The following is a 21,084-nucleotide window of genomic DNA, read 5'->3' on the forward strand; positions in this document are numbered from 1 at the left end:
TATGCTGGAGCAGATCGCCGACATCGTCATTTCGATCCTTATCCTCGCCGGGGGCGCCTTCGCGCTGATCGGATCCTGGGGCCTGGTCCGGCTGCCTTCGCTGATGACGCGGCTGCACGGGCCGACCAAGGCAACGACGCTGGGCGTGGGCGGAACGCTGGCCGCATCCATGCTGTTCTTCCCCGTGCATGTGGGACACTTTTCCGCGCACGAGCTGCTGATCGCGCTGTTCCTGTTCATCGCTGCGCCGATCACCGCCAATATGGTCGCCAAGGCCCATCTGCACCGGCAGGGCAGTCGGATCGACCCGAACCCTGCCGATGAAATTGCCGAGGGGCTTCCCCATCCGAATGCCTGGGCGACCTTCTGCAAGGCGCCGGAGCAGGATCTTCCGGGCGACCTGCAGCCGCGCGATTGACCGCGCGTCCGGGCCGGGCACGGCTATTGCGCGGAGGCCGCGTCCTGCCAGCCGAGGCCGAGCGCCTTTTGCAGCGTCACGAAATCGGCCGTCAGCTGGGCGCGGGCGGCGATCAGCTGCTGCTCCGCATTGTTCTGGGCCAGCTGCGCGTTCAGCAGTTCGGGCAGGGCTGCCACGCCGTGTTCCTGCCGCTGCCGGGTAAGCTCGGCAATGCGCCCGGCGCTGGCGGTGGCACGCGCGGCCATGGCCACGGCCTCGCGGCTGGCGCGGAAGTTTGCCAGCGCATCCTCGACATCGCGCAGCGCGCCCAGCACGGTGCTGCGATACTGCGCCTCTGCCTGATCGCGGCGGGCGGTGGCCTGGCCAACCTGTGCCTTGCCCCGCCCAAAATCGAGGAAGTTCCACTGCAGCATCGGTGCGGCGATGGCGGTGAAATCGTCGAGCCTGCTCAGATCGTCCAGATGGGTGCCGCCAATGCCCAGAATGCCGAAGAAGCTGAGCCGCGGGAGGAGAGCGGCCTTCTGCAGCCCGATCCGCGCGCTCTGCGCCGCCAGCTGGCGCTCCGCCGCGCGGATGTCGGGACGACGCGCGAACAGCGCCGCTGGGTCGCCTACGGCGACGCTGGCGGGCGGCAGCGGAATGTCGGCGGGGGTGGCGATCAGCGCGTCCACCGCGCCCGGCACTTCGCCCGCCAGAATGGCCAGCGCATTGGCGAATCCATCGGCTTCGGCGCGCAGCGGAGCGAGCTGCTGCTGCGCCTGTGCGAGGGCGGACTTGGCCTGTTGCACCTCCACCTCGGTGCCCGTGCCGAGATCGAAGCGCTGCTGCTGGAGGTCGACCAGGCGCGAACGCTGCTCCACCGCCTGCCGGGCGAGGCCGATGGCCTGCTGGCGCGCGCGGAGGGCGAGATAGGCCTCCGCCACCGCAGAGGTGAGGCTTACCCGCGCATCATCGGCATTGGCTTCTGCGGCACCCAGGTCCGCCCGGGCTGCCTCGTCCCGCCGGCGGGCGCCGCCGAACAGATCGACTTCCCATGAGGCGTTGAGGCCGAGGTTGTAGAAATTGGTCGAACTGGTGCCGCTGTCGCCGCGCTGATCGTCACCATTCCCCTGATCGCTGCCGTCATCCTCGCCCAGGTCGATGCCCGGCACCCGGATATGGGCGGCGGACGCCATCGTGCTGATCGAGGGCATGCGCTCGGCGCGCGAGAGGCCCAGCGCCGCCCGCGCCTCGTCCACCCGCGCCCGGGCAAGGGCGAGGTCGGGGCTGCCGGCAAGCGCCTGCTGCTCCAGCCGGTCGAGCACGGGATCGTCCAGCACTGTCCACCATTCGGCGAGCCTGGGGGCTGCCAGATCGGCATCCGCGCCGGCCCGCGCAAAGGCGGCGGGCGCCTGCCCGGAGGCGGAACTGATCGCCGGCGGCCCGTCGTAATCGGGGCCGACGGTGCAGGCGCCGAGCAGCAGCAGGGCTGCGGGCGCGAGGGATTTGCGCAGGGGGGTAGCTGTCATCGAAGCGGATCTCATCACAGGCATCAGTGCATCGGGCCGGAGGAAAGGTTCTTGGGCAGCGGACGCAGCAGCAGGACCAGCGGCGTCACGCAGACGATGCCCACCGCCAGCATCCAGAACATGTCGTTATAGGTCATCACCAGCGCCTCGCGCTGGATTGTGCCGCCGAGCGAGCGCAGGGCGGCGCCCGGATCGCCCAAGGCCTGCGTCTGTGCGGCGAGCCAGTCCTGCACCCGCACGCTGTTGGCGCTCAGCGTCTCTTCCAGCCTCCGCGAATGGAACCACTGGCGCTGTTCCTGCACCGTGGCGATGGCGGCCAGCGCCAGCGATCCGCCGATATTGCGCGCTGCGTTGAACAGGCCGGAGGCGTCGCCGGCATATTGCACCGGCACGGAGGAGATCGCCGCCTGATTGAGGAAAACGAAGGCGAGCACCGTGCCGGCGCCGCGCAGGAGTTGCGAGTCAACGAAGTCGCCGCCCACGGCATCGGCGGTCAGCGACGTATCGACGAAGCAGCTCAGTGCCAGCAACAGCAGGCCCACGCCCACGGCAATGCGGATATCCACCCATTTCATCAGCACCGGGGCGAAGAACATCAGCGCCATGGCTGGGAAGCCGGAGATCATCACGATCTTGCCCGCCTGCAGGGCGTTGTAATCGGCCAGCGCCGCCAGGAACTGCGGGATGATGAAGGAGGTGCCATACATCACCATGCCCATCATCGTGGCCATGATCACCACGCTGCCGAACACGCGATCGAACAGCAGAGACAGGCGGATGATCGGCTTCTCGTTGGTGAACTGTCCCACGATCACCATGCCGAAGCCGATCACGGTCAGGATGGTGAGCTCCACGATCAGGCGCGAGGAGAACCACTGTTCGCGATTGCCCTCTTCCAGCACCACGGTCATGCAGCCGAGGCCCAGCGCCATGCCGAACAGGCCCAGCCAATCCGCTTCCTTGAGCAGTTCCGGCCGCATCTCGTCTCGCGGCAGGCCTACCAACAGCAGCACCACCAGCAGGCCGCAGATCGGCACGTTGATGAGAAAGGCGTAATGCCAGCTGAAGGCTTCGGTCAGCCAGCCGCCGAGCAGCGGCCCGATGATCGGGCCGAGAATGGCGGTGACGCCGAACATGGCGGTGCCGATAGGCTGCTGGTGCGGTGGCAGGCGCGTGGCGATGATCGTCATCGCCGTGGGAATCATCGCACCGCCGGTGAAGCCCTGGCCTGCCCGGCCGATGATCATGGTAGTGAGGTCGCTGGCATTGCCGCACAGCACGGAAAATCCGGTGAACAGCAGCGCGGCGATCAGCAGGAAGCGCCGCAGGCCCAGCAGCTTCTCGAACCAGTTACACAGCGGGATGATGATGATTTCTGCCACCAGATAGGAGGTGGCGATCCAGGTGCCTTCAGTGCCGCTGGCGCCGATTTCGCCCTGGATGGTCGGCAGGGCGGAATTGACGATCGAGATGTCGAGCGTCGCCATCATCGCGCCCAGCGTGCCGGCGGCCACGGCCAGCCAGGCGCCCATGTCGGCATTGCCGTTGCTGCGGGCGGGCGCGGCGCCCGCTGCCGGATGGGCGGCGGCTGCCATCAGTCAGCGGCCTTGTCGGCGGCTTCCTGCTGCTTGGTGATCGCTTCCAGCGAACCCCGCGCGGAGCGCGTGTCCACCGTCACGTCCACCGACATGCCGGGAACCAGCAGCTTGCGCACTTCGGGATCGGCATCGATGGCAATACGCACCGGCACACGCTGCACGATCTTGGTGAAGTTGCCGGTGGCGTTCTCTGGCGGGAGGAGGGAGAACTGCGCGCCCGTGCCGGGGGAGAAGCTCTCCACATGGCCCCTGATCTCCACACCGTCGAGCGCGTCCACTTCGATCATGGCGGGCTGGCCCACGCGCATCTGGCCGATCTGGGTCTCCTTGAAATTGGCGACCAGATAGATCTTGTCGATCGGCACGATCGACATGGTGCGCGTGCCCGGCTGCACATACTGGCCGAGCTGCACGGTCTTGTTGCCCACACGCCCGGCGACGCTGGCACGCACGACAGTCGATTCGAGATTGGTGGAGGCGGTGGAGCGCGCCGCTTCGCTGCCTTCCGCCTGGGCGCGGGCCTGCTGCACCTGCGCCTGCAGCGTGGTCACGCGGCGCCGGGCGCTCTGCAAATTGGCCTGCTGCGCAGCCACTGCCGCCTTGGCCTGATCGAAGCGGTTCTGCGCCTGCGACAGCGTTTCGCGCGATTCGGCGCCCGTCGCGGCGAGAGCGCGATAGCGGTCGAGAGTGGTGCGGGCGAGATTGAGGTCGCTGCGCGCGGAGGCAAGCTGAGCCTGCGCCGCCTGAACGGCGGCCTCCTGCTCGCTGATCTGCGCGCGCAGGGCCTGCGCGCTGGCTTCGGCTACGTCGATCTGCGCCTGTGCCTGCGCCACGTCGGACTGGTAATCGCCCGGATCGATCCGGAACAGCGGATCGCCCGCTTTCACCGCTTGGTTGTCGGTGACGAAGACCTCTTCCACATAGCCGCCGATCTTGGGCGCCACCACCTGCGCATCGGCCTGAAGATAGGCGTCGTTGGTGCTCTCCTGGAACCGTCCCACGGTCCAATAGTCGTAGAACCAGATACCGCCGAGGATGAGGGCAGCCGCCAGCGCCACCAGCAGGCCGATGCGCACGCCCCGCCGCTTGAGAGGGGAAGTGCGGCGCGGCGTTGCTGCCTCCGTTTCGGGGGTATCTGCGACGGCTTCGTGCGGTTCGTGGGTTTCGCTCGGCACTCTCGATTCCCTTTCGTGCGATTCCCCGGTGGCAGGGTTTGACGGGCGCCTGATGCTCGCTCTTGCAGCATATTGCAATACCATATATTGAGGTATCTCATTATATGGCTGACATCGAACCTCTTATCTCCGCTTATGCCGAGCTCTATCTCGAGCTGACACGAAAGCTTGATCGCCGCATGGCCTCCGAAGGGGCGTCGTTGGCTCGCACCAAGCTGTTGTTATGTCTGCAGAAGCGAGGGCCGATGCGGGGGACGGACGTGGCCGAACTGTTCGGCCTTGCGCCGCGCACCATCACCGAAGCGATTGACGGGCTGGAGCGAGACGGGCTGGTGGAACGCCAACCCGACCCTACCGACCGCCGGGCCAAGCTGATTCGCGTGACCGGCAAGGGCATCGAGGCGGCGGCGACGACGGAGCCGATGCGGCGCCAGTTCGTCAGCCAGATCTTCGGCGTCCTCGACGAGCAGGAGCAGGCCGCGCTGCTGGGAATGCTCCGCCGGCTGATTGCGGCCATTCCGGACAGCTGATCGGCTTACACTTCCGGCAGGCCTTCGGTCGGGTCGCCGCGGCCCAGATCTTCGAAGCGCTGCATCAGCCAGGCCGTGGCTGGGCCGGGCGGGGTATCTTCCCGATGCACGGCATAGAAGCGGTAGAGCCCGCCCGGATGATCGGGCATCACCAGGCGCACCAGCGTTCCCGCCATCAGATCGCCTTCGATCATCGGCAGCGGCATGTTGCCCCAGCCGATCCCCTCGCGCAGCAGGGCGTGCTTGGCGCCGAGATCGGCCAGCCGCCAGGTCTGCGGCGATGTCACGGCGAAATCCCGCCCCTCGGTCAGCGGCGACCGGTCGGTAAGGACCAGCTGGATGTGCGCGCGCGCCGCCCCCGGCTCCAGCCTGGCCATTCGCGCCAGCGGATGATCGGGCGCGGCGACGGGCACCAGTGGCACGCAACCCGCCGCGGCGCGCACCAACCCGCCGGCGGCCGAAGCCACCGGGCCCGCGATGCCGAGCCCGGCGCTTCCATCCAGCACGCGCGCAGCCACTGCGCCCAGCGCTTCCACATGCAGCCGCAATGAAACCGTCGGGAATTCCGCACGGAAGCCGCGCAGCAGCACGGCGATCCGCTCCGCCGGCAGCATCACGTCAACCGCCAGCCCCACTTCCGCTTCCAGCCCCTGCAGCAGGCCCCGCGCCTTGGCGCGCAGCGCCGCGATGCCCCCGGCGACGATCCGCGCATCGGCCAGCACCGCTTCCCCCGCGGCAGTCAGCACCGGGCGGCGCGTGCCCTCCCGCTCGAACAGCTTCAGGCCCAGCTGCGCCTCCAGATTGGCGATGCCGTAGCTGATCACCGAAACCGCACGGTTGAGCCGGCGGCCAGCGGCCGCGAAGCTGCCTTCCTCCACCACTGCGAGGAAGATGCCGAGCTGATCGAGCGTGGGAGTCCCAGGTTCGGGCATTTCTAAAACCTCGAATAGTTACGCCAGATTTATCGCACTGAGCAGAAATCTCAACCTCTCCTACATGGGCGGGGACGGCGGTGCGGCGGATCGCATCGCGCATGAGGAGACCATCGATGATCGAACTGCGGCCCTTCGCCGAACTCGGCGGCGAGAACCATGGCTGGCTGGATGCCAAGCACCATTTCTCCTTCGCCAATTACCATGATCCGGCGCGCATCCACTGGGGCAATCTGCGGGTGTGGAACGACGACACGATCCAGCCCCGGACCGGATTCCCGCCGCATCCCCACCGCGACATGGAGATCATCACCTATGTCCGCAAAGGCGCGATCACCCATGAGGACAGCCTGGGCAACAAGGGTCGTACCGAAGCGGGCGACGTGCAGGTGATGAGCGCAGGCACCGGCATCCGCCATTCGGAATACAATATGGAGGACGAGGTGACGCAGATCTTCCAGATCTGGATCCTCCCCACCAGCGATGGCGATACGCCGCAATGGGGCGCCAAGCCCTTTCCCAGGGGCGACCGTTCGGGGCAGTTCGTGGTTCTGGCGAGCGGATATGCCGAGGATGCCGAAGCCCTGCCGATCCGCACCGATGCGCGGGTGGTCGGCGCGACCATTCGGGCGGGGCAGACGCTGGACTATCCGCTGGGCGACGAGCGCAAGGGCTATCTCGTGCCCGCCACCGGGGCGGTCGAGATCGACGGCGTGCGGGTGAACGCGCGCGATGGCGCGGCGATCAGCGACCTTGCGGTGCTGCGCGTCACCGCTCTGGAAGATAGCGAGGTGGTGCTGGTCGACGCGGCCTGACCCCACCAGGCCGGGAGGGGCGCTTCGGTATGGCCGGAGCGCCCCCCTTTTTTCCTCAGTCCTTCGGCACCACGCAGCTGAAGTTCGCCGCCTCCGAAGGATCGCCGCTGCCGTTGTATTGCGCGACCATCGGCCAGGCGCACAGTGGGCGGGATAGCGGCGGCAGTTCGGGCGCGCCGGGCATCATCGGTGCGGCCCGCGTGGCAACCAGCCGCATCGGCGCAGCGCCACCGGCGGCCCAGTCGTCGATCGTGCCCAGCGTATCGAATTGCGATACGCCTTCGCCGCCCGCACAGTGTTCCATCCCCGGTACCATGAACAGGCGCAACTGCTGTTCCGCCTGCGCAGCGGGAAGGGCGGCGTAGAGATCGTGGTAGAAGGCCAGCGTGTTGGTGGCCGGGATCAGCCCGTCGTTCCAGCCGTGGCTCAGCAGCAGCTTGCCGCCGCGGGCGAAGAAGGGATCGAGGCCGTCCGCGGGAACGTCGAGGATATCGGCAAACCGCCGCGCATCGCGCAGGCCCTGCCCGTAATCCAGCTGACGGAAGGTCCAGCCCGGCTTGTCGCCATAGACCAGCATGGAAAAGAACGTGTCCGCCACCGGGAAGGGCGCGTCGCTCATCATCAGCATGCCCAGCTGCATCTCGCTGCCGCGCGGGAAACCGGGCAGCAGCCAGGCGCCGCTGCTGTCGCGCACGCCGTCATAGACCGCGCGCATGGTCCCCACCTGCTCGGCAGTCAGGCAGCTGTCCCCGTCGCCCGCCTTGCACTGGATGCTCACGGGATCGAAGCTGCACAGGTCCGGGCGGGAGATGAGGCCGTCCTCCAGCCCGTCCAGCTTGTCGCACTGCTTCAGCACCGCCTGATGCGTCGCCATCAGCTTGGGGCGCGAGAGCTTGGCGGCCGGCGCGCGGTTAGGCTGATAGCCGACCCACATGCTCTGGGTCATGAGATTGGTCATGGGATTGGCGGGCGCCATTGCGCTGATCGCGTCGAAATCCTCGGGATAGCGATGCGCGGCCATGAGCCCCTGTCGGCCGCCGGTGGAACAGGAATTCCACAAGGAAAGCTGCGGGCCCCGGCCATAAAAGGCGGCGATCGCAGCCTTGGCCGTCACCACCATTTCATGCACCGCGCGGTAGCCGAAGTCCTTCAGCTTTTCGGGATGGCCCACGGCGAAGTCGGCAGTCATGCCATTGCCTGTGTGGCCCGTGTCCGTGGCTGCGACGGCATAGCCGCGCGCCAGCGGGCGGCCCATTTCGAAATAGCTGATCGAACCGGCCCAGATACCATTGCCGATCGCGGCGAACTTGCCATTCCAGCCCGTGGCCGGCAGCCACACCTCCACCTTGATATCCGAATCCGCGCTGGGCCGGCGGGTCGCCTGGATGCGGCAGAATTCCGGCAGGTTCTGGAAGCTCGCAGCCGCCACGCCTGGGGGCGGACCGCCGGGTAGCTGGGGCGGCTGGAAGCTGCCCGCGGGCACCAGCGTGGCGCTCGTCACCTCGCCATCCGGCAGCGCCAGCTTGGCCATGGCCGCGCAATCCGCCTTCGCGGCCGCCGGGCTGGTGATGCACGCCGCGGTGATTGCCGCCGCGGCCCATCCTGCCCGCAGCCTGCCTGTTCCCATTCCAGCCATCCGTATCCTCTCTGCTTGGCTTTTGGCTGCTTTGCCCGAAGCCGGCCCGAAGGCCAAACCCGAAACTTGTATCGCTTCGTCGCGGGCGGGGGGAGGGGACGGGGCATGAAAAAGCCCCGGCCGCGCGGGGGGAAGCGCGGACCGGGGCCGTACCCGCCCAAGGGCAGGTAAACCTGTTCGTGCGTCAGGCGCCCGCGGGGATCGGTGTGCCCTGCTTCAGATAGATCCGATTGTCGTCGATGCGGTCCACGGCATCGAGCGGAATGTAGTGATGGCTTCCATCGCCGCTGTCCGATCGGGTGAGCTTGATGCGTTCGTCCTCGACCTCATCGACCGTCGCGATATGCTGGCCGTTTGCATCGGCGACTTCCATGTGCTCCTTGATGCGCAGCTTCTCGAACATAAAAACTCCTTTGGAATGCGGTTACATCTAGCAGACGGGTTCGAGGGGGTATTCGTTCCGCGGTTCGCCGCGCGCTTGCCACGGGTCGGAGAACCCCAACCGCCCCGCAACGTTATTGCTGGCATGAGGACCCGGTGATCATGGCGGAACAAGAGCCCCGGCGCGCGGGTACGCACGCTGACCTGCGCCCGCGCCGCCGCGTCCGCTGGGGGCCGCTCGCTCTGGTGGTGTTGCTCCACGCGGTGGTGCTTGCAGGGCTGGTGCGGGCCTTCGCGCCGAATTTCACTAGCGCTGCGATTGAGCGCGCAACTTCCCTCGTCACGGTTACCGTGCGCACCCGTCCGCCTGAACCGGAAGCCAGCCCCAGTCCCGATCCGGCGGCTGCAGCAGAAGGGGGTGCTGCGGCTGCGGGCCGCAAGGCCGAACCGCGCGAGGTGATGGCTCCCGTTCCCAAGGTTACGCTACCGCGGCCTGACCCCGCGCCGAAGGCAGCGGCTTCGGGCAGCGCGGACAGCGCCGGAGCGACCGATGCCGGCGCCGGAACCGGAGCGGGAGGCGAAGGGTCCGGCACGGGCGCCGGCCGCGCAGGCAGCGGGCAGGGCGGGATACCCGTCACTCGTCCGGAGAAGATCGCAGGGGACATCAATGATGCGCGCGACTATCCGGTGCCGCCTGGCGGCCGTGCCGCGCGCCAGGGTCAGCAGGTGGTGGTCTATATGACTGTGGGCGTGGACGGCCGTGCCCGTGACTGCCGCGTCGTGGAGCCAAGCACCGATCCTGAGGCGGATCGCATCACCTGCGCCCTGGCGGAGGATCGCTTCCGCTTCCGCCCGGCCCGTGATGCCGCGGGCAACCCGGTGTCGGCGACCTATGGCTGGCGCCAAAGATGGTTTTGATATCTTGCCGCTTTCGCCCGGTTGAGCGAATGACGAGAAAAGGAAAATGACAGAGATGGCGCTCATCCAGCCGGTTGTTCTTTGCGGTGGCAGCGGCACGCGGCTGTGGCCGCGAAGCCGAAAGGCGCGACCAAAGCCTTTCCTGCCCCTCGTCGACGACCAAACGCTGTTCGAGGCGACCCTTGCCCGCTGCGCGGATCCTGCGCATTTCGCATTGCCAATCGTCGTAACCGGCGCGGCACATCTGGCCCATGTAAAAGAGCAGACGGATCGCGTGCCCGGGGTCAGCATCATCGTTGAACCGGAAGCGAAAAACACTGCGGCAGCCATTGCGCTGGCGGCAGCCCGTCTGCCGGAAGACACGGTGATGCTGGTGTGCCCCAGCGATCATCATATCGCCGATACGGAAGCCTTTGCGACTGCCGCGCGCCTGGCCGCCGATCTCGCGGCGCAGGAGTGGCTCGTCTCATTCGGCATCTCTCCGACCACGCCTGAAACGGGCTTTGGCTACATCCTACGGGGGGAACCGCTGGCGACCGGATTTCGTGTCGCCCGCTTCGTGGAAAAGCCCGATCGCGCCACCGCCGAGACATTTCTGGCCAGCGGAGAGTACAGCTGGAATGGCGGCATCTTCGCGTTCCGCGCCGGCACGCTGATGTCCGAACTGGCGCGCCTTCGCCCCGATATTGCCGAGGCGGTTCGCGAGGCGGTGGCGAAGGGGCGCGAAAGCGGACAGGAATTCCATCCTGACGCAGAAGCCTTTGCTCGCGTCGAAGGCGAATCCATCGACTATGCCGTGATGGAGAAGACCGCGCGCGCAGCAGTGGTGCCGGTGGCCATGGGCTGGTCGGACATCGGGAACTGGCAGGCGCTGCGCGATGCGCGCGAAGGCGATGCACTGGGCAACCGCGTGCGCGGACGCGTGGAACTGGTCGATTGCCGCAATGTCCTCGCCGAAACCGACGGGCCCCGCATCTCGGTAATCGGACTGGAGGATATCGCCATAATCGTGGATGGCGACGAGGTTCTGGTCACCACCATGGAAGGCGCGCAAAAGGTGGGCAAGCTCCGCGGAGCGAGTAATCAGTGATTGCATAGACGGGGGAAGGGGCGATGGCAGCCGAGGGCATGATTGCGCACACCATCCAGCTGGCGCTCGCGCCGGTGTTCATGCTGGTGGCGATCGGCAACATCATGAACATCCTCTCTACCCGGCTCGGCCGGGTGGTGGACCGCTCGCGCATGTTGCAGGAACGCTATGCCCGCACCTCCGGCAGGGAGCATGACGAGATCGTGCGCGAAATCCGCATGGTGGCGCGGCGCATCGCGATCATCAGCCACGCCATCCTGCTGCTGGTGCTCAGCGGCTTGACGGTGGGACTGGAGGTCGCGCTGCTGTTCCTGGAGGAAATCGCCGGGATCGACCTGCAATTGGCAGCGGCGGGCGCGTTCATGGTCGCCGTCTCGCTGCTGATGGCGGCGCTGCTGCAGTTCATGCGCGAAACGCGTCAGGCCACGGAGGCGCTGCGCATCCCGGAAACCTTCCTCGAGCTCGATCGCAAGCTCTAACTGGCTGCTGCGTCAGCTGCCTTTGCCGCGCCAGCGGGCGATGAAGAATCCGTCCAGCCCGCCATGCTCGGGCAGCATGCCGGGGTCGGTGCGGAGCCAGCCTTCTGCCGTCGGCGCAAGCCCTGCGGGAAGCTCCGCCGCTGTCACCGGCTCCGGCGGGAGCTTCAGCCGCAGTGCCTGCTCCTCGCCCTCCTCGCGTTCCAGCGAGCAGACCGCATAGACCAGCCGGCCTCCCGGCTTCACCCGATCGGCGGCCCGGGGCAGCAATTGCGCCTGTAGCTCCGCCATTTCCGCGATCTGTCGCGGGCCGATGCGGTGGAGCACGTCGGGATGGCGGCGGCAGGTGCCCGTGGCCGTGCAGGGGGCATCCAGCAGCACGGCATCGAATTGTTCTTCCGGCAACCACTCCAGCGCGTCGGCCACCAGCACCTTGGCCTCCAGCCCGGTGCGGCGGAGGTTTTCCTTGAGCCGTTCCAACCGCTTGGCGCTGGCGTCCAGCGCGGTCACACGCCATCCGGCGGCGGCGAGCTGCAGCGTCTTCCCGCCCGGAGCGGCACAGAGGTCGAGCACCGTGCGGCCTTCTCCCGCGCCGAGCAGCCGCGCCGGGAGCGAGGCAGCGAGATCCTGCACCCACCATGCGCCTTCGCCATAGCCGTCCAGCTCCGTCACCGCGGTGCCGCGTGGCAGGCGCAGATGGCCAGGGGCGAGGCTGGTGGCGGCGAGTCGATCCGCCCACGCCGCGGTGTCCGCCGGATCGCGCAGCGACAGGTCGAGCGGCGGCGGGCTTCCGATTGCGGCGGCGATTGCGCCGGCCCGGCTCCCCCAGCGCGCCGCCGCCTCGGCCGGAAGGGTCGGCGCTTCCGGAAGTGTGGCCCGCTGGCGGGAGAGGGCGGAGAACACCCCATGCGCCAGCCGGCGCGGCCCGCCGTCAAGCAGGGGCAGGCAAGTGGCGACCACCGCGTGGCCGGGCGTTTCCAGCCGCAGCCATTGTGCCAGCATCATGCGCAACACCGTGCGCGCCTTGGCATCGGGGGCCAGCCGCTGGCGCGTGGCGCTGTCTATCAGCGCGTCCAGATCGGTCATCCAGCGCAGCACCTCCCCCGCGATGGCGCGGGCAAGCGCGCGGTCGGGCAGGCCGGGAACGCCGCCCATGGCCGCATGATCCGCCTGATCCAGCGTCTCCCCGCGCCGGAGAACGGCATCGAGCAGGCGCAGGGCGGCACGGCGAGCTGGCAGTCCGGGTGAATTGGGCATGGAGGGTGGCTTAGAGATGATTGCATCCGGGCGCCAGTCGCCCCATGTTCACTACATGACCGAGCGGCCCAAGACCTTCCACAAACCCGCCTATTGGAGCGACAGCCCGCCGCCGCAGCCCGGCCCGCCTAAGCAAGCGGAGGGCGAGGGCGAAGAGCTCAGCCCCACCCGCTATGGCGATTGGGTGAAGAACGGCATCGCAATCGACTTCTAGGCTGATGCGACCGGCGGAGCGATCCAGCCGGAGAGCTCGCGCCGCACCAGTGCCTCCAGCATGGCCATGCCGTCCGCGCCGGCGTTGAGGCAGGACAGCGCGGCGAACTGAGAGCCGCCCGCGGCTTCGAACTGTTCGCGGCCGCGGATCGCCAGTTCCTCCAGCGTTTCCAGACAATCGGCGGCAAATCCCGGAGCGGCGATAGCAAGGCGCTTCGTTCCTGCGTGACCTTCCTCCGCCAGCACTGCATCCGTGGCCGGGCCCAACCATTCCGCGCGGCCGAAGCGGCTCTGAAAACTGGTGCGGAAGCGCAGGTCGGGGCGCGCCATCGCCTGTTCCAGCAGGCGCGCCGTCTTCTGGCAGTGGCAATGATAGGGATCGCCCAGTTCCAGCGTGCGGCGGGGCATGCCGTGGAAGCTCAGCAGCAGCACCTCCGGCGCGAAATCCAGCGCATCGAGTTGCGCGCCCAGATCGGCGGCCAACGCCGCGATATAGGCGGGGTCGTCATGATAGGGTGGCAGCGTGCGCAGCGCCGGCTGCCATCGCATTGTCCGCAGCTTTTCCCCGGCCTTGTCCACCACCGTGGCCGTGGAGGCGGCGCAATATTGCGGGTAGAGCGGGGCCAGCAGGATGCGCTCGCAACCCGCGTCCATCAGGCGTTGCAATTCGTCGCCGATCGCCGGCGCGCCATAGCGCATGGCCCAGCGCACCACCGCGCTGTCGCCCAGTCTTTGCTGCAGCTCTTCGGCTTGCGCGGCGGTGATCGCCGCGAGCGGAGAGCCCTTCTCCGTCCACACCTGCGCATAGGCTTCGGCAGATTTTTTCGGGCGTGTATTCAATATTATACCGCGCAATATCGGCTGCCACACCAGCTTGGGAATCTCGATCACGCGCGGGTCCGAAAGGAACTCCGCCAGATAGCGCCGGACGGAGCGCGCGTCGGGCGCATCGGGCGTGCCGAGATTGACCAGCAGCACGCCGATCTTGCCCGTTCGCACGGGCGCATGTTGCGCCGGGAGTTGTTGATCCTGCCAGGTCATAGCCCGCCCGATAGCAGTGGCAGGCGCCGCAGGCGAAGCCCCGTTGCGGAAAACAACGCATTGGCAATGGCGGGGGCGACCGGCGCCACGCCTATTTCGCCGGGGTCGAAAGGCTCGGCGTCGCTTTCGATCAGTTCCACGCGGATTTCGGGGCTGTCCGCCAGCGTGGGCAGGTCGAGCGCGGAAAGCCGCGCTTGCCGCGGCAGGCCCTTTTCGTATTCCATGGCGGAGCCGAGCGCGAGGCCGACGCCGAACAGCAGCCCGCCTTCAATCTGCTGCAGCGCGATGTCACGATTGATCACGCGGCCGATGTCCACCGCCGCGCTGAGCCGGCGCACGCGCACCCCGCCTTCGCCGGCCGCGGCCGTCGCGATCAGGGCGATGCGGCCGCTGCCGCCGGACTCGTCCGGCCGCGCGCCCATGCGATGGCAGGCGATTCCCTGCCCGCTGCCCGCTTCGCCGCCGCCCCATTCTCCCAGCCGGGCCGCGCGCTGCAGGCATTGGGCCAGGCGCAAATCCTCCCCCAGCAACCCGATGCGGTAGGACAGCGGCTCCTGCCCCGCGCGCAGGGCCACTTCGTCGATGAAGCTTTCCACCATGAAGCAGGTGTAGCCATGGGCGTTGGCCCGCAGCCTTCCGCTCGGCAGCGGCAGGCGCACGGGCACGTGGTCCACCGCGACATTGGCGATGGCATAGGGCGGCATCATGCCTTCCAGCGCCATCGGATCGGCCTCGCCCTCCACCGCCTCCATCGCGGCCCAGCTGGTGAGATTGCCGAACTGGCGGCGGCCGAACTCGCGTGCGGCGGGCGGCACGGCGAGCCGCGCGCGAAAGGTCTGGATGCGTCCTTCCGGCCCCAGCTTCGCGCTCAGCACTGCCGACACTGGCGGGCGGGGGCGCTCCATCAGCTGTTCCTGCCAGCGCGACCAGATCAGCTGCACCGGTCGCCCGGCCTCCCGTGCGATCAGCGCCGCTTCGATCGCATGGTCATGCTCCAGACGCGCATCGAAGCTGCCGCCGGCGGGCATGGGGTAGAGCACGACATCCTCCACCGCCATGCCCAGCGCTGCCGCCGCGGCGGCACGCGCGCGCTCCGGCGCCTGCGCGGCGAGCCACAGCTCCAGCCGTCCGCCGCTGAGCCGGGCGGTGCAGCTGGCGGTTTCGATCGTGCCATGGGCAGCAGGCATCACGTCATAGCGCAGCGCGAAGTCCGGCCGCTCCATGCCCGCATCGCCGTCCCCGCGCAGCGCCACGCGTTGGGGCGTGCCGCGGCGCACGGCGGCATCGAGCGCTTCCTCTATCTTGGTGGAATCGGCCAGCGCATGTACCCGGAAGAGCGGCGCCATGGCATCGAGCGCGCGTTCGGCCGCCCACCACGTCTCGCCCACGGCGGCAAGCCAGCGCTTGCCGCGCACCACGCCCAGCAGGCCGCGGTGCCCGGCCGCCGCTGCGCGGTCGAAGCCGGTCAGCTCGGAATGATCGACCGGCCCGTGGCGGATCGCGGCGAAGGCCATGTCCGGCAGGCGGATATCGCCGGCGAAGAGCATGCTGCCATCCACCTTGGCCGGCAGGTCCAGCCGGGGGAACGGCAGTTCGCGCAGATCGGCATCGCCGGGCAGGGCGCGCGAGGGATCCGCCGGGGGCTCGGTCCGCAGCGGCGGCGGATCGGGCGGGGTGTAGCCGCCCGCCGCCTGCGCCAGCGCGGCGAAGCTCAGCCGCTGGTCTCCGTGGGTGACGAAGCCGGCCTGCGTATCGCATTCTTCCCACGCGACGCCCCATTCATCGGCCGCTGCCATGCACAGCATGGCGCGCGCCGCCGCCGCCGCTTCGCGGCAGGGCAGCTCATAGGCGGGCAGCGACATCCCGTCCGCCGTCGCCATGAAGCGGTTGCGCTCGGCCCAGCGGCGCAGCAGCAGATCGTCCGGGCTGTCTTCCAGCGGCGGGATGGCCGGTTGCCAGAGCGGCGCCCATTTTGCGGCCAGCGGGTAATTGGCGTAGGCTGCGCTGACCGGCGCCGGAGCCACCGCGACCTGCCGCCAGTCCGCGCCCAGTTCCATCGCCACGATCTGCGGCAACAGCGTGGTGACGCCCTGTCCCATTTCCAGCTCCGGCACCGCCACCGTCACCACACCCGCGGGGTCGATCTTGAGCCAGGCGCCGAAAGCCGCTTCCCCCTCTTCAGGTGTGAGTGGCGCGGGGTAGGAGCGGGGCATCAGCCACCATGCGGCAAACAGCCCGCCGCCTGCGGCAGCGCCGGCCATCACCGCGCGGCGGGAAACCCTCATGGTGCCTAGCTCTGCCCGCTGTCGAGCCAGCTTGCGAGGTTGGCGGCGATCGTGGCGAAGGCCGCCCCCTGCGGGCCGTCATTGGCGGCGGGGGGCTGGCCCGCGTCGCTCGCCACGCGGATTTCCATTGCCAGCGGAACGCGGCCGAGGAAGGTTTCCCCCATCGCCCGCGCCGCGGCTTCGGCGCCGCCCTGCCCGAAGGGATCTGACACTTCGCCGCAATGCGGGCAGATATAGCCGGCCATGTTCTCCACCAGGCCGATCACCGGCACCTGTGCCTGGCGGAACAGGTCCAGCGCCCGCGTGGCGTCGATCAGCGCCAGATCCTGCGGCGTGGAGACCACGATGGCGCCCGCCGGCTTGAACTTCTGCAGCATCGTCAGCTGCACGTCGCCCGTGCCCGGCGGCAGGTCGACCAGCAGCACTTCGGTCTCGCCCCAATGCGCGTCCATCAGCTGACCCAGCGCATTGCCCGTCATCGGGCCGCGCCAGGCGATCGCCTTGCCGGGCTGGACCAGCTGGCCCATGGAGAGCAGCTTGACGCCGAACTCGCTTTCCACCGGCACCAGCTTCTCCCCCTCCGCCCGCGCCTTCTGGTTGGCGGGATCGAGCAGCATCACCTGCGAGGGGCCATAGATGTCGGCATCGACCACGCCGACCTTGTGGCCCATACGGGCGAGGGCAACGGCGAGATTGGCGGTGAGGGTGGATTTGCCCACGCCGCCCTTGCCCGATCCCACGGCCACGATCCGCCGCGCCACCCGATCGGCCATCAGCGCCACGCGCACTTCGGCCACGCCTTCGACGGCGCCGACATGCGTCTCCAGCTCGCGCTGTAATTCGGCAGCCGCCGCGCGGCCGAGGCCGGAGGCATCGGCCACCACGGTAGCCACGCCGTCCTTGAATCGGACGGAGCGGACGAAGCCGGCAAGTTTGGAGGGAATCTGCTGCTGGATCTGTTCAGAGGAGGTCATGCGCACGCCTGCTAGCGCGTCTGCCGCGGCCATTGCAGCGAAAATGTCCAACCCTCCCCTGTTTTTTACGCACAACACACCTATACACTACCGCATGACACGTATGGGCGGGTTGAGTGAAAGGATCGCTCTGGCGATGGCCGGAAAGCGCAACCCCTGGGGCAAGCCCGGGGGAGACAAGGGTGGCGGCGAAGGTGGCGACGCTGAGGGTGCGGGCGGCGAAGGCGGCACGCCCCCGTCGGACGATGGCGCCGGCCCGCGCGGCCCGCGCAACCCCTGGCTTCCTTCCGGCGGGTCGGAAGAGCGGCCGCGCCGTTCTGCCAGCATAGAGGATATCTTCAAGAATCGCGGGCCGGAAGGCCCGCGCCGGCGCGGCGGGCCGGGCGGCCCCAATTTCCGCATGCCGCAGCGGCCCGGCGGTGGCAGCTGGTTCCCGCTGGCCATCGGCGCGCTGGTGCTGGTGTGGCTTGGCGCCACCAGCGTCCACCAGATCGCCCCGCGAGAGCGCGGGCTGGTGACGACCTTCGGCGCCTACAGCCGCACGCTGGATCCGGGCCTCAACCTGACCTTCCCGTGGCCCTTCCAGCATGTGACTGTGCAGAACGTCAGCGAAATCCGCCGTGTGCGGATCCCCGAAGGCACGCAGCAAAAGCTCATCCTGACGGGGGACCAGAACCTGGTCGACCTCAGCTATCAGATCCGCTGGTATATCAAGGATCTCAAGCAGTTCGAATTCCAGCTGGCCGATCCGGAGCAGACGCTGCGCGAAGTGGCGGAGGCGGCGATGCGCGCGTCCGTGGCCGAGCATGAGCTGGACCGCGTGCTGTCCGGCGCGGGCCGCGCCGATATCGAACAGACGGTGCGTGAGCGCATGCAGGCCGTGCTCGATGCCTATCGCTCCGGCATTGCCGTGCAGGGGATCGACATTCTGAAGACCGATCCGCCCGAGCAGGTGGTGGAGGATTTCAAGGACGTATCCGCCGCGCAGCAGGATGCCGACACCGAGATCAACCGGGCGGAAGCCTATGCGCAGCAGATCCTGGCGCAGGCACAGGGCGACGCCGCGGCGTTTGACAAGATCTATGAACAATACCGGCTGGCCCCGGAAGTGACCCGGCGCCGCCTTTATTATGAAACCATGGAAAGCGTGTTGGGCAAGACGGACAAGACGGTGATCGAAACCGATGGCGTGACGCCCTATCTGCCGCTGCCCGAAGTGCGCAAGCGCAGCAGCGCGCCCAGCGCCCAGCCGGCGGAGGGGCAGTGATGCAATCGCTCTGGGACGATCACAAGCGTTCGCTCATCGCGATTGGCGTGGCCCTGTTGGTTGCGCTCAGCTTCATCATCGTGGTGCCGGAAACGAGCCAGGCTGTGGTGGTGCGCGCAGGTGAGCCGGTGGCGGTGGTCAACCGCTTCAAGCCGGGGCAGCCCTTCGGCAGTACGGGCGCGGGTATATGGTACCGCGTGCCGCTGCTCGACAGGGTGCAGTATGTCGACAAGCGCGTGCTCGATCTGGATATGGAGCCGCAGCAAGTGCTCTCCAGCGATCAGCAGCGGCTGCAGGTGGATGCCTATGCGCGCTTCCGCATCATCGACCCGGTGAAGATGGTGGAGAATGCGGGCACGGAAGAGAATGTGGAGGCGCAGCTGCAGCCCATCCTTTCTTCCGTTCTCAGGCAGGAACTGGGTCGGCGCAGCTTCGCTTCGCTGCTCACGGCGGAGCGGGGCACGGCAATGTCCAACATCCGGCGGAAGCTGGATGCCCAGGCGCGCGAATATGGCGCGCAGGTGATCGACGTGCGGATCAAGCGGGCCGACCTTCCCGAAGGCACCCCCCTGACGGCGGCCTTCACCCGCATGCAGACCGATCGCCAGCAGGAAGCGGCGACGATCCGCGCGCAGGGACGCAAGAACGCCCAGATCATCCGGGCGGAGGCAGAGGCGCAGGCGGCCAAGACCTATTCGGCGGCCTATGGCAAGGATCCCGATTTCTACGATTTCTACCGCGCCATGGAGAGCTATCGCCGGACGTTCGAGCAGGGTTCGGGCCAGAGCAGCATCATCCTTGGCGAAGACAATGAGTATCTGCAGCAGTTCCGCGGCAAGCGCCGGTAAGTGCCGGCTGGCCCTGCGGGGCCAGCCGCGGCTGTCTGTTCAATGGGAGTTCAGGCCAAAGGGTGATTTTCCCGGCCGGGACTGAATCGGTCGGCGCCCCACGCGCCGGACACTCGAAGGACAAAAGGACGTAAAGCCCGTGCGCTATTCTTACGGCATTACCGGCGCCCTGCTGGCTGGCGGGGCGGCCATCTCTCTCATCACCGGCCACCCTGCAGGTGCACAGGTGGCGCAGAACGACGCCAGCAAGATGACTTCGGTTGTCCCCCGCGCCGGCGCTCCCGTCAGCTTTGCCGATCTAACCGAGCAATTGCAGCCGGCGGTGGTGAACATCTCCACCAAGCAGCGCGTGACGGTTCAGACAAACCCCTTCGCCAACACGCCCTTCGCCGATCTGTTCGGCGATCGCGGAGGCGGGGGCGGCGGCTCCACGACGCGTGAGGCGCAGTCGCTCGGGTCCGGTTTCCTGATCTCGGCCGATGGCTATGTCGTGACCAACAATCACGTGATCAAGCCGGAGGGCAATGCGGAGCTGGAATCGGTCACCGTCACCACCGCGGATGGCACGGAATATCCCGCCGAAGTGGTCGGCACGGACGATGCGTCGGACCTCGCCGTGCTCAAGATCAAGGGCAGCAAGGCCTTCCCCTTTGTGCATTTCGGCGATTCCAGCCAGTCCCGCGTGGGCGATTGGGTGATCGCGATCGGCAATCCCTTCGGGCTTGGCGGGACCGTCACCAGCGGCATCGTTTCGGCCGTCTATCGCAACACCGGCACCAGCGGCGCCTATGACCGCTACATCCAGACCGATGCCAGCATCAATCGCGGCAATTCGGGCGGCCCGTTGTTCGACATGCAGGGCAATGTGATCGGCATCAACAATGCCATCTTCTCGCCCTCCGGCGGCAGCGTGGGCATCGGTTTCGCGATCCCGGCGGAAACCGCGGCGCCGATCGTGGACAAGCTGGTGAAGGGCGAAGCGATCGAGCGCGGCTATCTGGGCGTGCGCATCAATCCGGTGACCGATGATTTCGCCGAAGCGCTGGGTATTCCCAAGAACCGCGGCGAGTTCATCCAGATGGTGCAGCCGGGCGAACCGGCGGACCAGGCCGGGCTGAAGGCGGGCGACGTGGTGCTGACGGTGAACGGCAAGGATGTGACGCCGGACCAGACGCTGTCCTTCATCGTCGCCAATATCGAGCCGGGCCGCACCGTGCCGCTCGACGTCCTGCGGGATGGCAAGCGGATGAAGGTGAATGTGAAGGTCGGCAAGCGACCGAGCGAGGAAGAGATCGCGGCGCAGAGCTTCGACCCCAATAGCGACGATCCCGGCGATCAGCCGACGGCCCCCCAGGGCGGCGGCACGATTGAGAAGGCCATGGGTATCCAGACCCTGCCGCTGACGGCGCAGATCGCCCGCCAGCTGGGCATGCCGGCCGACACCAAGGGGCTGGTGGTCGCGGCCGTCGATCCCAGCGCCGATGCGGCCGCCAAGGGCATCCAGCGCGGCACCGTGATCCTGGCCGCCAATGGCGAGCCGGTGACGAGCGCGAGCGATCTGGAGGCGGTGATCAGCGAGGCGCAGTCTGCCGGCCGTTCCGCCGTGCTGCTGCGGCTCAAGGCACGCGGCGGGCCGGAACTGACCCTGCCGATACGCCTCCGCTAACGGAGGCTCCGGCTTCCAGGCCATGAAAGGGCCCGATGCGATCACCGCATCGGGCC

General features: G+C 67.9%; 20 protein-coding genes. 10 read left to right on the forward strand and 10 right to left on the reverse strand.

Annotation, left to right across the window (positions count from 1 at the left end; all coding sequences use genetic code 11):
- Position 1 precedes the first annotated feature (1 nt).
- A complete protein-coding gene (locus tag AEB_RS05165) occupies positions 2-418 on the forward strand; it encodes a Na+/H+ antiporter subunit G (protein ID WP_197714473.1) in 417 nt (138 codons plus the stop codon).
- Between the two features lie 23 nt (positions 419-441).
- Here AEB_RS05165 and AEB_RS05170 read toward each other — a convergent pair whose 3' ends face one another.
- From AEB_RS05170 to AEB_RS05180, 3 genes are read right to left on the reverse strand one after another with little or no spacing between them, the layout of a single operon-like run.
- On the reverse strand, positions 442-1,926 hold the full coding sequence (locus AEB_RS05170) for an efflux transporter outer membrane subunit (RefSeq protein WP_119082228.1): 1,485 nt from the start codon (positions 1,924-1,926) through the stop codon (positions 442-444).
- A 23-nt stretch (positions 1,927-1,949) separates the two neighbouring features.
- A complete protein-coding gene (locus AEB_RS05175) occupies positions 1,950-3,521 on the reverse strand; it encodes a DHA2 family efflux MFS transporter permease subunit (RefSeq protein ID WP_119082229.1) in 1,572 nt (523 codons plus the stop codon).
- A complete protein-coding gene (locus AEB_RS05180; RefSeq protein WP_231958917.1) occupies positions 3,521-4,699 on the reverse strand; it encodes an HlyD family secretion protein in 1,179 nt (392 codons plus the stop codon). The genes AEB_RS05175 and AEB_RS05180 overlap by 1 nt, the downstream gene beginning before the upstream one ends.
- Before the next feature lie 104 nt (positions 4,700-4,803).
- On the opposite strand from AEB_RS05180, the gene AEB_RS05185 reads away from it, so the two are divergent.
- Positions 4,804-5,229, forward strand: coding sequence for a MarR family winged helix-turn-helix transcriptional regulator (locus AEB_RS05185; RefSeq protein ID WP_119082231.1), 426 nt, complete (start codon positions 4,804-4,806; stop codon positions 5,227-5,229).
- A 5-nt stretch (positions 5,230-5,234) separates the two neighbouring features.
- On the opposite strand, the gene AEB_RS05190 is transcribed toward AEB_RS05185, so the two are convergent.
- Positions 5,235-6,161, reverse strand: coding sequence for a LysR family transcriptional regulator (locus tag AEB_RS05190; RefSeq protein WP_119082232.1), 927 nt, complete (start codon positions 6,159-6,161; stop codon positions 5,235-5,237).
- Positions 6,162-6,277: 116 nt separating this feature from the next.
- On the opposite strand from AEB_RS05190, the gene AEB_RS05195 reads away from it, so the two are divergent.
- Positions 6,278-6,976, forward strand: coding sequence for a pirin family protein (locus AEB_RS05195; RefSeq protein ID WP_119082233.1), 699 nt, complete (start codon positions 6,278-6,280; stop codon positions 6,974-6,976).
- A 55-nt stretch (positions 6,977-7,031) separates the two neighbouring features.
- Here AEB_RS05195 and AEB_RS05200 read toward each other — a convergent pair whose 3' ends face one another.
- Both AEB_RS05200 and AEB_RS05205 read right to left on the reverse strand, forming a co-directional pair.
- Complete coding sequence (locus tag AEB_RS05200) at positions 7,032-8,603, reverse strand: tannase/feruloyl esterase family alpha/beta hydrolase (RefSeq protein ID WP_119082234.1); 1,572 nt, start codon at positions 8,601-8,603, stop codon at positions 7,032-7,034.
- 193 nt (positions 8,604-8,796) lie between these two features.
- Positions 8,797-9,015 carry a DUF2171 domain-containing protein gene (locus AEB_RS05205; protein WP_119082235.1) on the reverse strand — a complete coding sequence of 73 codons (219 nt, stop codon included), beginning with the start codon at positions 9,013-9,015 and terminating at the stop codon, positions 8,797-8,799.
- Between the two features lie 140 nt (positions 9,016-9,155).
- Between AEB_RS05205 and AEB_RS05210 the strand changes: the two genes are divergently transcribed.
- The 3 genes from AEB_RS05210 to AEB_RS05220 are packed head-to-tail and all read left to right on the forward strand — an operon-like array spanning position 9,156 to position 11,480.
- Positions 9,156-9,911 carry an energy transducer TonB gene (locus tag AEB_RS05210; protein WP_119084470.1) on the forward strand — a complete coding sequence of 252 codons (756 nt, stop codon included), beginning with the start codon at positions 9,156-9,158 and terminating at the stop codon, positions 9,909-9,911.
- Positions 9,912-9,966: 55 nt separating this feature from the next.
- Entirely contained in the window at positions 9,967-11,001 is a 1,035-nt protein-coding gene (locus AEB_RS05215) for a mannose-1-phosphate guanylyltransferase (protein WP_119082236.1), read from the forward strand.
- Positions 11,002-11,024: 23 nt separating this feature from the next.
- Positions 11,025-11,480, forward strand: a complete 456-nt coding sequence (locus tag AEB_RS05220; protein WP_231958918.1) for a DUF2721 domain-containing protein — start codon at positions 11,025-11,027, stop codon at positions 11,478-11,480.
- A 12-nt stretch (positions 11,481-11,492) separates the two neighbouring features.
- On the opposite strand, the gene AEB_RS05225 is transcribed toward AEB_RS05220, so the two are convergent.
- Positions 11,493-12,734 (reverse strand): RsmB/NOP family class I SAM-dependent RNA methyltransferase, encoded by a 1,242-nt coding sequence (locus AEB_RS05225; RefSeq protein WP_119082237.1) that lies wholly within the window; start codon positions 12,732-12,734, stop codon positions 11,493-11,495.
- 16 nt (positions 12,735-12,750) lie between these two features.
- Between AEB_RS05225 and AEB_RS05230 the strand changes: the two genes are divergently transcribed.
- Complete coding sequence (locus AEB_RS05230; protein ID WP_119082238.1) at positions 12,751-12,948, forward strand: DUF1674 domain-containing protein; 198 nt, start codon at positions 12,751-12,753, stop codon at positions 12,946-12,948.
- On the opposite strand, the gene hemH is transcribed toward AEB_RS05230, so the two are convergent.
- The 3 genes from hemH to AEB_RS05245 are packed head-to-tail and all read right to left on the reverse strand — an operon-like array spanning position 12,945 to position 17,247.
- Complete coding sequence (hemH, locus tag AEB_RS05235; protein WP_119082239.1) at positions 12,945-13,988, reverse strand: ferrochelatase; 1,044 nt, start codon at positions 13,986-13,988, stop codon at positions 12,945-12,947. The genes AEB_RS05230 and hemH overlap by 4 nt on opposite strands.
- Entirely contained in the window at positions 13,985-16,273 is a 2,289-nt protein-coding gene (locus tag AEB_RS05240) for a xanthine dehydrogenase family protein molybdopterin-binding subunit (RefSeq protein WP_119082240.1), read from the reverse strand. Before AEB_RS05240 ends, hemH begins: the two co-directional genes overlap by 4 nt.
- 5 nt (positions 16,274-16,278) lie before the next feature.
- Entirely contained in the window at positions 16,279-17,247 is a 969-nt protein-coding gene (locus tag AEB_RS05245; protein WP_119084472.1) for an Mrp/NBP35 family ATP-binding protein, read from the reverse strand.
- 136 nt (positions 17,248-17,383) lie between these two features.
- On the opposite strand from AEB_RS05245, the gene hflK reads away from it, so the two are divergent.
- The 3 genes from hflK (at position 17,384) to AEB_RS05260 (ending at position 21,028) form a co-directional block, all read left to right on the forward strand.
- Positions 17,384-18,514: an FtsH protease activity modulator HflK gene (gene hflK / locus AEB_RS05250; protein WP_119082241.1), complete on the forward strand. Its 1,131-nt coding sequence runs from the start codon at positions 17,384-17,386 to the stop codon at positions 18,512-18,514.
- Complete coding sequence (gene hflC, locus AEB_RS05255) at positions 18,514-19,362, forward strand: protease modulator HflC (protein ID WP_119082242.1); 849 nt, start codon at positions 18,514-18,516, stop codon at positions 19,360-19,362. Before hflK ends, hflC begins: the two co-directional genes overlap by 1 nt.
- A gap of 139 nt (positions 19,363-19,501) precedes the next feature.
- Positions 19,502-21,028, forward strand: a complete 1,527-nt coding sequence (locus AEB_RS05260) for a Do family serine endopeptidase (protein WP_119082243.1) — start codon at positions 19,502-19,504, stop codon at positions 21,026-21,028.
- Positions 21,029-21,084: the final 56 nt, after the last annotated feature.

Origin of the sequence: Altererythrobacter sp. B11, from assembly GCF_003569745.1 — a bacterium.
Classification (GTDB): Bacteria; Pseudomonadota; Alphaproteobacteria; order Sphingomonadales; family Sphingomonadaceae; genus Croceibacterium_C.